This window comes from Streptomyces flavofungini, assembly GCF_014650815.1.
Classification (GTDB): Bacteria; Actinomycetota; Actinomycetes; order Streptomycetales; family Streptomycetaceae; genus Streptomyces; species Streptomyces flavofungini.
In genome coordinates this window covers 207755-221172 of the sequence record NZ_BMVR01000001.1, presented here as the reverse complement: position 1 = coordinate 221172, position 13418 = coordinate 207755, and the positions used below count along the sequence as shown (strand labels likewise).

General features: G+C 69.8%; 9 protein-coding genes and 3 tRNA genes. 7 read left to right on the top strand and 5 right to left on the bottom strand.

What is annotated here, in order from left to right; translation table 11 throughout:
- Positions 1-20 precede the first annotated feature (20 nt).
- Positions 21-1313 (top strand): RNA polymerase sigma factor, encoded by a 1293-nt coding sequence (locus IE274_RS00935; RefSeq protein WP_190113590.1) that lies wholly within the window; start codon positions 21-23, stop codon positions 1311-1313.
- Between the two features lie 92 nt (positions 1314-1405).
- Here the strand turns inward: IE274_RS00935 and IE274_RS00930 are convergent, their stop codons facing one another.
- The 4 genes from IE274_RS00930 to IE274_RS00915 all read right to left on the bottom strand — a co-directional run bounded on the left by IE274_RS00930 (position 1406) and on the right by IE274_RS00915 (position 7254).
- Positions 1406-3325, bottom strand: a complete 1920-nt coding sequence (locus IE274_RS00930; protein WP_190113589.1) for an ABC transporter ATP-binding protein — start codon at positions 3323-3325, stop codon at positions 1406-1408.
- Positions 3325-5058, bottom strand: a complete 1734-nt coding sequence (locus IE274_RS00925; RefSeq protein ID WP_190113588.1) for an ABC transporter ATP-binding protein — start codon at positions 5056-5058, stop codon at positions 3325-3327. The genes IE274_RS00930 and IE274_RS00925 overlap by 1 nt, the downstream gene beginning before the upstream one ends.
- Before the next feature lie 345 nt (positions 5059-5403).
- Entirely contained in the window at positions 5404-6846 is a 1443-nt protein-coding gene (locus IE274_RS00920; protein ID WP_190113587.1) for a xylulokinase, read from the bottom strand.
- 108 nt (positions 6847-6954) lie between these two features.
- Positions 6955-7254: a YtxH domain-containing protein gene (locus IE274_RS00915; protein WP_190113586.1), complete on the bottom strand. Its 300-nt coding sequence runs from the start codon at positions 7252-7254 to the stop codon at positions 6955-6957.
- 168 nt (positions 7255-7422) lie between these two features.
- On the opposite strand from IE274_RS00915, the gene IE274_RS00910 reads away from it, so the two are divergent.
- From IE274_RS00910 to IE274_RS00890, 5 genes are all read left to right on the top strand, one after another.
- Positions 7423-7495 (top strand) — tRNA-Asn (locus IE274_RS00910).
- Between the two features lie 5 nt (positions 7496-7500).
- A tRNA-Asn gene (locus tag IE274_RS00905) sits at positions 7501-7573 on the top strand.
- A gap of 242 nt (positions 7574-7815) precedes the next feature.
- Positions 7816-7889 (top strand) — tRNA-Ile (locus IE274_RS00900).
- 406 nt (positions 7890-8295) lie between these two features.
- Positions 8296-8529: a type II toxin-antitoxin system VapB family antitoxin gene (locus IE274_RS00895; protein WP_190113585.1), complete on the top strand. Its 234-nt coding sequence runs from the start codon at positions 8296-8298 to the stop codon at positions 8527-8529.
- Positions 8526-8933, top strand: coding sequence for a PIN domain-containing protein (locus tag IE274_RS00890; RefSeq protein WP_190113584.1), 408 nt, complete (start codon positions 8526-8528; stop codon positions 8931-8933). The genes IE274_RS00895 and IE274_RS00890 overlap by 4 nt, the downstream gene beginning before the upstream one ends.
- Before the next feature lie 516 nt (positions 8934-9449).
- On the opposite strand, the gene IE274_RS00885 is transcribed toward IE274_RS00890, so the two are convergent.
- Positions 9450-10301, bottom strand: a complete 852-nt coding sequence (locus IE274_RS00885; RefSeq protein WP_190113583.1) for an NAD(P)H-binding protein — start codon at positions 10299-10301, stop codon at positions 9450-9452.
- A gap of 659 nt (positions 10302-10960) precedes the next feature.
- Here IE274_RS00885 and IE274_RS00880 point away from each other — a divergent pair.
- The gene (locus IE274_RS00880) at positions 10961-12439 is read left to right on the top strand and encodes an MFS transporter (RefSeq protein WP_269821359.1); all 1479 of its coding nucleotides are present in this window, start codon (positions 10961-10963) and stop codon (positions 12437-12439) included.
- Positions 12440-13418: the final 979 nt, after the last annotated feature.

Genomic DNA, 13418 nt, shown 5'->3' with positions numbered 1-13418 from the left:
GTACTCCACACTGGGGTGCGGTGCCTGAGTCCTCGGAGCGCGGCCGGCCCGCAGCAGACAGCGGGTCCGACATTCCCGCGGTTCCACACATCGTGTTCGGGACGGACAGCGGCGAGGCCGTCGACGCCGGTCCCGCTGTACCGCTGCCGTCCCCCGCGGCAGCGATCACCCTGGAGGTCGCCCCCGTGCAGACCCAGACCCTCACCGAGACCGACACCGCCGCGCCCGTGGCCGCGGCGGTGGACACCGACGTCATCGCGGCGGTGGTGCCGCCGCAGGGCCACGCGCCGCTCCATCCGGAACTGCCCGAGCCCGTCGAGCAGGCCCCCGAGCAGCAGCCCGAGGAGGTCGTCGAGGTCGTCGAGGTGCCGAGCCCCCGCAGCAGCCGCGCCGACACCAGCGGCCCCTCGTCCGACCTGTTCCGCCAGTACCTGCGCGAGATCGGCCGCATACCCCTGCTCACCGCCGCCGACGAGGTCGAGCTCGCGCGCGGCGTCGAGGCGGGCCTGTTCGCCGAGGAGAAACTGGCGGGCACCCCCGACCTGGACTCCCAGCTCGCCCTCGACCTGGACAAGCTCGTCGTGCTGGGCCGGATGGCCAAGCGCCGCCTCATCGAGGCCAACCTGCGCCTGGTCGTCTCCGTCGCCAAGCGGTACGTGGGCCGCGGCCTGACCATGCTCGACCTCGTCCAGGAGGGCAACCTCGGCCTGATCAGGGCGGTGGAGAAGTTCGACTACGCCCGCGGCTACAAGTTCTCGACGTACGCCACCTGGTGGATCCGCCAGGCCATGTCCCGCGCCCTCGCCGACCAGGCCCGCACCATCCGCGTACCCGTGCACGTCGTCGAACTCATCAACCGCGTCGTCCGCGTCCAGCGCCGCATGCTCCAGGAGCGCGGCTGCGAACCGACGCCCGAAGAGGTCGCCGCCCACCTGGACCTGCCGCACGAACGCGTCAGCGAGGTCCTGCGCCTGGCCCAGGAACCGGTGTCGCTGCACGCGCCCGTGGGCGAGGAGGACGACGTGGCGCTCGGCGACCTCATCGAGGACGGCGACGCGACGAGCCCCGTGGAGTCCGCGGCGTTCCTGCTCCTGCGCGAACACCTGGAGGCGGTCCTCTCCACCCTCGGCGAACGCGAACGCAAGGTCGTCCAGCTCCGCTACGGCCTGGCGGACGGCAGGCCCCGCACCCTGGAGGAGATCGGCAGGATCTTCGGCGTCACGCGCGAACGCATCCGCCAGATCGAGTCGAAAACCCTCAACAAGCTGCGGGACCACGCCTTCGCGGACCAGCTCAGGGGCTACTTGGACTAGCGGGGTACGGAGGCGCCCCAAAGGGGCGCGGGGAACTGCGCGACCAGCCACAGCCGGACCGGCACGCGCAGAACTCCCAAGCCCCGACGGCGCTAGTCGACCTCCGCCACGGCCTGCGCGAACTGAGCGGCGTACAACCGCGCGTACGCGCCCTCCGCCGCCAACAGGGCGTCATGCGTCCCCTGTTCGACGATCGCCCCGTCCTCCATGACCAAGATGGTGTCCGCATCGCGGATCGTCGACAGGCGGTGCGCGATGACGAACGACGTACGCCCGTGCGCGAGCCGAGCCATGGCCTTCTGAATGAGCACCTCGGTACGGGTGTCCACGGAACTGGTCGCCTCGTCGAGGACGAGGATCACCGGGTCGGACAGAAACGCCCGGGCAATGGTGATGAGCTGCTTCTCCCCGGCGCTGACGCCGGTCCCCTCGTCATCGATGACCGTGTCGTACCCCTCGGGCAGCGTCCGGATGAACCGGTCGGCGTGCGCGGCCCGCGCGGCCTCCTCGACCTGCGCGCGCGAGACGTCCTTGGCCGCGCCGTACGCGATGTTCTCCGCGATGGTGCCGCCGAACAGCCAGGTGTCCTGGAGCACCATGCCGATGCCGCCGCGCAGTTCGTCGCGGGACATCCGCGCCACGTCGACCCCGTCGAGGGTGATGCGCCCGCCGGTGACCTCGTAGAACCGCATGAGCAGATTCACCAGGGTCGTCTTGCCCGCGCCGGTGGGGCCGACGATGGCGACGGTGTGGCCCGGGTCCACGACCAGGGACAGGTCCTCGATGAGCGGCTTGTCCTTCTCGTAGCGGAAGGAGACGTGCTCCATCTCCACGCGCCCGAGCTGATCCGCGGGACGCTCGCCCGGCACCGGGTCCGCGTCCTGCTCCTCGGCGTCGAGGAGTTCGAAGATCCGCTCGGCGGAGGCGACGCCGGACTGGATCAGGTTCGCCATCGAGGCGACCTGCGTCAGCGGCATGGAGAACTGGCGGGAGTACTGGATGAAGGCCTGCACGTCGCCGATGGACAGCGAGCCGGAGGCGACGCGCAGGCCGCCGACGACGGCCACGAGGACGTAATTCAGGTTCGACATGAAGAACATCAGCGGCTGCATGATGCCGCTGTTGAACTGCGCCTTGAACGACGCCTCGTACAGCGCGTCGTTGTGCTCCGCGAAGGCCTTCGCGGACTCCTCCTGGCGGCCGAAGACCTTCACCAGGGTGTGCCCGGTGTACATCTCCTCGACGTGCGCGTTCATCGCGCCCGTGGACTTCCACTGCTGCACGAACTGCGGCTGCGAGCGCTTGCCGACCTTCGTCGCGACGACGAACGACAGCGGCACGGTCACCAGGGCCACCAGGGCGAGCAGCGGGGAGATCCAGAACATCATCGCGAGCACGCCGACGATGGTCAGGAGCGAATTGATGAGCTGGCCCATCGTCTGCCCGAGCGTCTGGTTGATGTTGTCGATGTCGTTCGTGGCGCGGCTCAGGACCTCGCCGCGCTGCCGCTTGTCGAAGTACGACAGGGGCAGCCGCGACAGCTTCGCCTGCACGTCGCCGCGCAGCCGGAACACGGTGCGGTTGATGGCCCGGTTGGAGAGCCGCGTCGCCACGGCCATCATCAGGCCCGCGGCCAGGAACGCGACCGTCGCGAACAGCAGCACCGAGCCGACCGCGCCGAAGTCGATGCCCTCGCCCGGCGTGAAGTCGAGCCCGGACAGCATGTCGGCCATGCCGCCGTCGCCGTGCTCGCGCAGCCGCTCGATGGCGTCGGCCTTGGACTCGCCCGCGGGCATGTCCCGGCCGACGATGCCCGCGAACACCAGGTCGGTCGCGTGGCCGAGGATCTTCGGGCCGAGCACGGACAGGGCGACGCTGATCACGACGGCCGCGAGCATCGCGTACATCGTGGTGCGCTCCGGCCGGAACTGCGCGAGCAGCCGTTTCCCGGAGTTCTTGAAGTCCATGGACCGGGAGTCCGGCCCCATCATCGGTCCGCCAAGACCGGCCATTACGCGGCCTCCGCTTCCGTGAGCTGGGAGAGGACGATCTCCCGGTAGGTCTCGTTGCTCTCCATCAGCTCGTGATGGAGTCCGGTGCCCACGACCCGGCCCTCGTCGAGGACCACGATGCGGTCGGCGTCCCGGATGGTCGACACGCGCTGGGCGACGATCACGACGGTCGCCTCGCGGGTCTCGTGCGTGAGCGCGGCCCGCAGCGCCGCGTCGGTGGCGTAGTCGAGCGCGGAGAAGGAGTCGTCGAAGAGGTAGATCTCCGGCCGCTGCACCAGCGTCCGCGCGATGGACAGCCGCTGCCGCTGGCCGCCGGACACGTTGGTGCCGCCCTGCGCGATCGGCGCGCCGAGCCCCTCCGCGAGCCCCTCGACGAACTCCTTGGCCTGCGCCACCTCAAGGGCGTGCCACAGCTCGTCGTCGGTCGCGTCCGGATTGCCGTACCGCAGATTGCTCGCCACGGTCCCGGCGAACAGATACGGCTTCTGCGGTACGAGCCCGACGGTGCGGGCGAGCAGCGCGGGCTCGACGGTGCCCACGTCGACGCCGCCCACCAGGACCTCGCCCTCGGTGACGTCCATCAGCCGCGGCACCAGGCCGAGCAGCGTCGACTTGCCGCTGCCCGTCGACCCGATCACGGCGGTCGTCTCGCCGGGGCGCGCGACCAGGTCGATGGCCTTGAGGACGGGCTCCTCGGCGCCGGGGTAGCGGAATCCGGCGCCGCGCAGCTCCAGGTGGCCGTGTCCGCGCAGCTCCCGCACCGGCTCAGCCGGGGGCACCACGCTGGTGTCGGTGTCCAGGACCTCCTGGATCCGCTCGGCGCACACCTCGGCCCGCGGGATCATCATGAACATGAAGGTGGCCATCATGACGGACATGACGATCTGCATCAGATAGGCGAGGAACGCGGTGAGCGCGCCGATCTGCATGCCGCCGCTGTCGATGCGGTGCGCGCCGAACCAGACGACGGCGATCGACGACAGGTTCACCACCGTCATGACGATCGGGAACATCAGCGCGAGCAGCTTGCCGGTGCTCACCGAGACCTCGGTCAGCTCGGCGTTGGCGCCCCGGAAGCGCTCCTTCTCGTAGGAGTCGCGGACGAAGGCGCGGATGACGCGGTTGCCGGTGATCTGCTCGCGCAGGACCCGGTTCACCGTGTCCAGGCGCTCCTGCATGGTGCGGAACAGCGGCCGCAGGCGGCGCACGATCAGGCTGACGCTGATGCCGAGCACCGGCACCACGGCGAGCAGCACGCCCGACAGCGGCACGTCCAGGCCGAGCGCCATCACGATGCCGCCGACGCACATGATCGGCGCCGACACCATCAGCGTGAACGCCATCAGCACCAGCATCTGCACCTGCTGGACGTCATTGGTCGTCCGCGTGATCAGCGTGGGCGCGCCGAACTGGCCCAGCTCCCGCGCGGAGAACGACTGCACCCGGTCGAAGACGGCCGCCCGGACGTCCCGGCCGACCGCGGCCGCGGTGCGGGCGCCGTACAGGACGGCGCCGATGTTGCACACCATCTGGCCGACGGTGACGGCCAGCATCAGGGCACCGAACGACAGGATGTAGCCGGTGTCCCCCTTGATGACACCGTTGTCGATGATGTCGGCGTTCAGGGTGGGGAGATAGAGCGCGGCGCAGGTCTGCAGGAACTGCAGCAGCACCAGCAAGGCGATGGGCTTCTTGTACGGATCCAGATGGGTCCGCAGGAGTCGTATGAGCACGCTCGTCTCTCGGCTGAGTCTTGGATGGGGGGGGAGGCGTCGACGAAGTCGCCCACCATCCTGCGCCACTGCCCCCGCCCCCGTGCAACCGATTAACCCATGACCCGGTCAAAAATCAGCCTTGGTCAAGAACTGGGCACACTGAACGCTTCCGTTCGCTCACGCAACGCGTCGGAATGTCTGCTTCCGCGAGAATCCGCTGCCGCGGGGAATCCGCTTCCGCAGGAAAACGAACGACCCCTCTCCACGCGGCTCGCGCGGAGAGGGGTCCTCGTACTGAGCCATCCTCGTACGGAAAGAGCGGTCCTCGTACCGAAAGGAACGGCTCGGGCTGAAACGAGCGGCTCAGGCGACCGGAGTCCCCGAGAACGCCCCCGGATGCGCCTGCTCCCGCACCGTCACGTACTGCTGCCGCACCGCCTGGCCGACGGCCAGCTCCTCGCCGGGCTCGAAGACCTGCGAGACCGCGCCCTGCCACAGCGGCAACTGCCCGGTCAGGGCCCACGCGGCCTGCCGCGCCGCGCCGATCGCGGCGTAGTCGGCGGGCTGTACGACCACGACCTGCGTACCGAACAGCATCGGCGCCATCGCCCGCACCGCGGGCAGGTCGGCGGCGGGCCCGAGCAGGAAAACCCGCCGCACCTCCACGCCCCGCCCGCGCAGCACGTCGAGGGCGTCGCCGAGCCCGCACAGCATGCCCTCGAACGCGGCCCGCGCCAGGTGCTCGGGCTTCATCGACTCGCGCCGAAGGCCGGTCAGGGTGCCCGCGGCATGCGGCAGGCTCGGCGTCTTCTCGCCCTCCAGATAGGGCAGCAGGACGAGTCCGTGGGAGCCGGGCGTCGACTTCAGGGCCAGGTCGGAGAGCGCTTCGAGGTCGGGCAGGCCGAGCATCTCGGCGGTGCCGCGCAGGGCCCGTACGGCGTTGAGGGTGTGGACGACCGGCAGGTGCATGCCGGTGGCGTCGGCCAGCGAGGTGATCGTCCCGCTCGCGTCGACCAGCGCCTCGTGGTGCACGGCCATCACGGAACCGGAGGCGCCGAGGGAGACGACGGCGTCGCCCTGCTGCACGCCGAGCCCGAAGGAGGCGGCCATGGTCTCGCCGGTACCGGCGGAGATCAGCAGCCCCTCCGGCGTCGTACCCGCGGCGTCCGCCGGACCGATGACCTCCGGCAGCATCGCCTGGTGCCCGAGGGCCAGCTCCACCAGATCGGGACGGTACGAGCCGGTCGCCGCCGACCAGTACCCCGTGCCCGAGGCCCCGCCCCGGTCGGTGGTGCGCCGCGCGGGCCGCCCCAGCAACTGCCACACCAGCCAGTCGTGGGCCTGCATGAGCATCTGGGTGCGCAGCGCGGCCTCCGGCTCGTGCCGGGCCAGCCAGCGCAGCTTCGTCACCGGCATCGGGGCCTGCGGCACACAGCCCACGGCCTGGGCCCACGCCTGCCGCCCGCCGAGCCCGTCGACGAGGTCGGCGGCGGCGACCTGCGCGCGCGGGTGGTTGCCGACGAGGGCGGGCCGCACCGTGTTGCCCTGCGAGTCGAGCGGCACCAGCGCGTGCTGCTGGGCGCACACGCCGATCGCCTGCACGCCTTCGAGCAGCCCGCCGCCCGCCGCCTCGCCGAGGGACAGCAGCCAGGCCTGCGGGTCGACGTCCGTCGGTTTCCCGCCGCCTTCCGGAGCCTCCACCGGATGCGGGGCATAGCCCTGCCTGAGTACGGCACCCGTGTCGGCGTCACAGACAACGATGCGTGTGAATTCGGGCGAACTGTCCAACCCCGCGACTATCCCCATGCCGAGGATTCTGCCGCACAACGGACGATGCCCCGCACGGCTGTCCGTACGGGGCTCGTCGTCGCAGGTGACCGCGCGGCGGCACGCCCGGCGCCCGCCGCGCACCGCCTACGTATTGCTGGTGCCCCAGTCGTCCTCCGCACCCTGCCCGCGCTCGCGCAGCGACCGCACCCGCTCGGCCACGGAGTCCGGCATCCGGTCGCCGACCTTCTCCGACACCGAGTGGAAGGCCTTGCCCGCGACGCCCCGGCCCTGCTGGGCCGCGGACTCCACGGTGTTGCGGACGGCGGGGTTCTGGGAGATCTCACGAACCGATTTCTTCAGCTGCTCGTAACGCTCGCGTCCGGCCCGGGTCCCGAGCACGTACCCGAGAGCCAGACCTGCCACGAATGTGAGCCGGTAGCGCATGACGGCCACCCTTCCCTTGCCTCGACTGTCCCGACGTCGGTCGCGGGGGATACCGATTGGCGGAGCACCCCCCTGCTTGCGCTAATGTATGTGTCGCAGCAAGCGCACGCCGCCCGGGAATCCCCAGGTAGGTGACATTGTTGCAGTGACTCCGTCACCAAGAGTCATTCCCCTGTAGCTCAATTGGCAGAGCAGCCGGCTGTTAACCGGCAGGTTACTGGTTCGAGTCCAGTCGGGGGAGCGCGATCTCCTGTAGCTCAATTGGCAGAGCAGCCGGCTGTTAACCGGCAGGTTACTGGTTCGAGTCCAGTCGGGAGAGCTGTACGAGAGGGCCCCTGAAGCGTTCGTTCGCGGCGCGGCGGGGGCCCTCTCGCATGCGCCCGGCCCCTCGGGCCCCGCCCCCAACGATCCTTCGTACGTGCCTGTTTCGCCCCCGATGGAACCGCGCGGGCCGCAGCGGGGTCCTCATGGTCGTGCATAGCCGACCAGCCGGAGCAGGAGATCGTATGAGCGGCTATGCTGCGGCAGACGGCGCGCACAAATGTGCGCGACGCGCCGTTAGGGGCGGTAGCTCAGCCGGTTAGAGCAGCGGACTCATAATCCGTCGGCCGTGGGTTCGAGTCCCACCCGCCCCACTGAAGGACTTGCGAAGAAACGTTCTGACCTGCGAAAACGCGGTTGGACGGGTGTTTTGCGTGAGGCGATTGCCTCACCTCGGTGAGGCAATCGTGCGCCTGTGCGGCCCGCCGGGTCTCTGATCCCCTCGTGGCCTGGGGTTTCAGGGGGACACCTCCGTGGGATCCGTGGTTGGCGGTCCCACGGCTCACCCACGGAACATCTGTACCCCCCGGCCCTTCCGGCGAAATGACCGTTTCATTCGGGATGTGGGCGTCCGGTGAGGGGTGTATCGCGCACATCGGCCCACGCTCCGAACTCGGCGGTCGGGTCGGGTCTGTCTCGTGTGTGAGGGGCTGCCGTGAGGAATGTTGGTGATGTGGCTTGGTTATGTACGTCATGGACTCGTGGTGAGGGGTGGCGGGTATGTCTGTTACTCAGATCGATCTCGATGATGAGGCGCTGGCCGAGGCGATGCGGTTGATGGGTGTCTCGACGAAGAAGGAGACGGTCAACGCGGCGCTGCGGGACTACGTGGCGCGCTTCAAGCGGCTGGAGGCTGCGGAGAGGCTGGCCGCGCGGGGTGAGCGGGGTGAGTTCGAGGCTGCGGCTGTTGCTCATGCCGCGGCCAAGGACGCCCGGCGGGCTGCCTTCGAGTGATCACGTACCTTCTCGATGCTTCCGCCCTGTGGCAGCTCTTCCGTACGCCGGGGGCGTTGCGGCCCTGGGAAGGGCACATCGCCGCCGGCGTGTTCCATGTCTGTGGGCCCACGAGGGCGGAGTTCCTCTGCTCGGCGGCCAGTCCGGCGCACCGTGATGAGCTGGCCGAAGAGCTGGATGGTCTCTGCCGGTTCTCGCCGGTGCCCAAGGGTGCGTGGCGCTGGGTCGATGCCGCGCAGTACAAGCTCACCCAGTGCGGGCGGCACCGCGCCGCCGGTGCCATCGATCTCCTGGTGTGTGCGACAGCGGTCCATCACGGCCACACGGTGCTCCATGTGGACAACGACTTCGCCACGGTGGCGGCGGTCCTCAAGGAAGTACAGCAGCGGGACGCACGCGCCTGACCGTGAGCCCCGTCGGTCCAGGCACTGCGCCAGGACGGCCAGCCGCGCCGCGGAGCCGAGCACCGTCCGCTTCTCGCAGACCCACATCGCGGGGTGCGCGGTACCGTTTCACCGCGGCGCCTGCCGGGGCCTTCACCCTCCTCTCGGCGAAGCGCCCCTGCCTATGGATCGGCGCATGCAGGGTTTCCATCAGGCCACGCACCAGCTCGACCAGTTGGCGAAGGCGCTCAAGGTCCGGGCGGACGAGGTGAGCACGTCCGCAAAGGACTTGCCGCCCCTGATCCGAGGTCCCGTTGGTGCACGTAGGTACAGCCGAGCCGGTCGCGCCGGGCAAGTTTCCTGGTCACAGCTGTACCTGTCTGGTGCATCGGGCGGGGAACGCGGCCGACGACAGGCAGCGGGAGCGGGCCTGCTCCTCAGCGGCAATGGGCGGGCGCTCCGACTTCATACTTCGTGGTGGTCCCGCCAGTGACCACTCCGCTTCGGCGTCCGTGCCCGCGTGTACGGACGTCCCCCTCAGCGGAAGTCCGCCGCGTGGTCCACCGCCCACTCCTGGAAGGACCGGGCCGGGGTGCCCGTGATGCGCTCCACTTCATCGTTGACCGGCTCCGGATGGGCGAGCATCTCGGCCTGGGCCGGCACGATGGCCTCCACCAGCTCCGCCGGGTAGCCAGCGGCCCGCATCTGCTCGGCGGCCTCGTCCAGAGTGATCTCCTCGAACCGCACCGGGCACCCGATCGCCTCGCTGATCAGCGCCACCTGCCGCTCCTGGGTGACCAGTTCGGGGCCGGTGATCAGGGGGCGGGCACCGAGCAGGGCATCGGTGGTCAGTGCCTCGACGGCGACCGCAGCCATGTCCGCCTCGTGGATCAGCGGGCGGGCCAGCCTTGCCAGCGGCGCCCGTACCGCACCGGTGGTGCGGACCTCTTCCGCCCAGCCCAGCGTGTTGCTCGCGAACCCGGTGGGCCGCAGGGCCGTCCACTCCAGGCCCGATGCCTCGATCAGCCGCTCAAGCTCCGTGTGGAACATGGTGATCGCCTCGCCGGGCTCCTCCTGCTCGTTCTCGACCCCGGCGGACGACAGGTACACCACCCGTCGAGCGTGCTTCCCGATCGCGTCGATCACGTCCGACGCGCCCTCGGCGCTCAGGAACGGCCACAGCAGGAAGACCGTATCGACGCCCTCCAGTGCCGTGTCCAGCGACGCGGGATCACCGAGATCGCCGCGTACCGCCTGCACGCCCTCAGGGAAGTCCGCCTCCCCTCGCACCAGCGCCCGTACGGGCACGCCCGCCGCGTGCAGTTGGGCCACCACCGCGCCGCCGACCTTTCCCGTCGCGCCGGTCACCAGGATTCTGGGCTGTGTCATCGGAAACTCCTCGTTTCGCCGTTCGATGACACGACTCTCGTACATCAACCGAGGTTCAGGTCAAGCACGGGCCGAAGCGGGGGGCTGCAGGTTCCCAAGCGTGGTCACAGAGCCTGGAGTTGATGCGCTTTCGGTCCTGTTCGCGTGATGAGGATCTGTGAATTCAGCCAGTGATGCTCTTCCTTCCCCAGTGGCAACGAGGGTCGGGGACGCCGGTAGGAACCGTGTCACCAGCCGCGAGAGAACGGTCAGGGCTTCGTAGCCGCAGCCTTCTCGGCTGGGCACGGCGCGACCTTTGCTTGTCGAAGCGTGAGGAGCCCGTACCGCGTGGGTAAATCCGTTTGCGTCCCCGGCTGGCTGACCTACTCTGTCGGAGGTCATGTGCGGCGGGGCCCCCGCCGCACCATTCGGCGCGTTCGGCGTCGATGCGTACCGCGTGCCCGGCCGGGAGGAGGTGGGAAACATGGACTGGAACTGCACAACGAGTGTTGCGGCCATAGTTGCCCCCGGCCGTGTGCCCCCGTTCGGCGCGCGGTAGGACTCTCCCCCCTTGCGGCACCTCATGGTGGTGTCCGCTGCTCTCGCGATCCCTTGTGTCGCGTCCCGGGGTGTAGGACCGCGCGTCTGCTCCTACGCCTCCGACACAGAATGTGATCGCCTTGACCAAGAAGTCCTCCCCCGGGCGCACCGTGCCCACGCCGGTCCCCCACACCACCGCGAACGCGGCCGAGTTGCCCGATCCGAAGCGGTGGTGGGCCCTCGCCGTCATCGCAGGCGCCCAGCTCATGGTGATTCTCGACGGCACGATCGTGAACATCGCCCTGCCCTCCGTCCAGAACGGACTGGGCATGTCGGATGCGAACCGGCAGTGGGTGATCACCGCATACTCCCTGGCCTTCGGCGGCCTGCTCCTCCTCGGCGGCCGGATCGCCGATCTGGTCGGCCGCAAACGCACCTTCATGATCGGCCTGGTCGGATTTGCCGCCGCCTCCGCGCTCGGCGGTGCGGCCGACGGCCCCGGGACGCTGTTCGCGGCGCGGGCCCTGCAAGGGGCCTGCGCGGCCGTCCTGGCCCCCTCCGCACTGTCACTGCTGACGACGACGTTCACCGACCCCGCCGAGCGCGGCAGAGCGTTCGGGATCTACGGCGCGCTCGCCGGGGGCGGCAGCGCCATCGGGCTGCTGGTGGGCGGCCTGCTCACCGAGTACGCGACCTGGCGCTGGTGCCTGTACGTCAACGTCCCCATCGCGCTGGCCGCCCTCGGCGGCGCGCTGGCCCTCCTCAAGGACAGCCCCGGCCAGCGCGGGGTGCGCCTGGACGTCCCCGGCGCGCTGCTCGCCTCCGGCGGGCTCGTGGCGATCGTGTACGGCTCCAGCGACGCCGAATCCGCCGGCTGGGCCGACCCGTTGGTCCTGACCCTGTTCGCGGCCGGTGTGGTCCTGCTCGCCGTCTTCGTGTGGTGGCAGTCCCACGCCAAGCATCCGATGCTGCCGCTGCACATCGTCAGGGACAGAACCCGTGCGGCGGCGCTTGCGACGATGGGCCTGGCCACCGTCGCCATGTTCGGCGCCTTCCTGTTCCTGACCTACTACCTCCAGGCCATCCTCGACTACTCACCCGTACGGACCGGACTGGCGTTCCTGCCGATGTCCGTCACGATCGTCATCGGCGCGACGCAGATCGCCGCCCGGCTCCTGCCCCACACCGCCCCCCGAAACCTGATGGCCCCCGGCATGCTCCTCGCGGCCGTCGGCATGCTGCTCCTGACCCGCCTGAGTATGAACTCCGCCTACACCACCGGGGTGCTGCCCGCGCTGGTGCTGCTCGGCCTGGGCATGGGACTGACGTTCATGCCGGTCTACGCGACGGCGACCGCCGGGGTCGCCCCGAAGGACGCCGGAGTGACGTCCGCGACCGTCTCCACCTTCCAGCAGATCGGCGGCTCCCTGGGCACCGTCCTGTTGAACACGATCGCGTCGTCCGCCGCCACCCGCTACATCGACGCCCACCCGTCCCGGAGCCAGGGCCTGGAGGAGGGTATGGTGCACGGCTTTACCGTCGCGGCCTGGTGGTCGGCGGGCGTCCTGCTCCTTGCAGCGCTGGTCGCGGCCATGGCCAGGACGCCTGAGAAACCCTAACGAAGTGATCTCCGAGGTCGTCGGACCACTCCGGATCGGATGGTGTTCCAGGGCATCCCGTTCGCGCTCCACTCCGGGATCGCCTCGGAGCACCTGCCGCAGGAACTCGGTGTCGGCTCCGGCATGACCTGCTGACGCCGCTTGGCCAAGTGGTCCGAGTGGGCCGACGCGGGAATGTGGCCCCGGCTGCACGAGGGCCTCCTCGCCGAGCTCCGCAGCGCGAACGCCGCGGACTTCCCCCGGGCCGCGGTCGACAGCTCTCCCGCCCCCGCGTTGAAGGGCGGGCCAAGACCGGACGAAGTTCCGTCGACCGGGGCAGGACGGGCAGCAAGCATCACCTGATGCGCCCGACGCCATATCGGCGGCTTTCAGGTGGGGAGTCAAGGTGAGCAGGTCTGTCCCACCCTCGAGCGCAGGGTGGGGAAGTTCAACAAGCCTCATCAATCGAGAGCGATGAGCTACGCGCCCTCCTCCAACGAGGAGGAGGGGCGAACCCCTTGCCGGACATGCGCCGGGGCCGGTGCGGCAGTCAAGGAGAGCGTTGACAGCTTCTCAGCGGGCCCCGGACCACGGGGGATCACGAGCGCCTACCCCGTGCCGGGTGCCCGGCGGGGACCACCCCTCCCGCACACGCGGGGACCACGGCTGGCCGGGCCCATCCGGACCAGCCAGCCAGGGACCACCCCCGCACGCGCGGAGAGCACCCTGCTCCGAGAGGGCACGCACAACCCGGCACCTTGGTCACCAGATCGAGGTCCTGGACTGTGAACCTGGCCGGTTCTCTGAGCGCAGGCGGCGGCATTGGATCGGCGATCGTGGTGAGTGTGGCGGGCAGGGTAGCGTCGGCCGGGATCGACCGGACGGCCCACTGACCACACCGGAATCGCTGGAAGCGATGCTCGTCATCACCAATGTCGATCACCGCGCGTTGTCCCCAGTTCCGGCGCATGACGCCGCGTGCCCCGGGTGGAGCCACTAG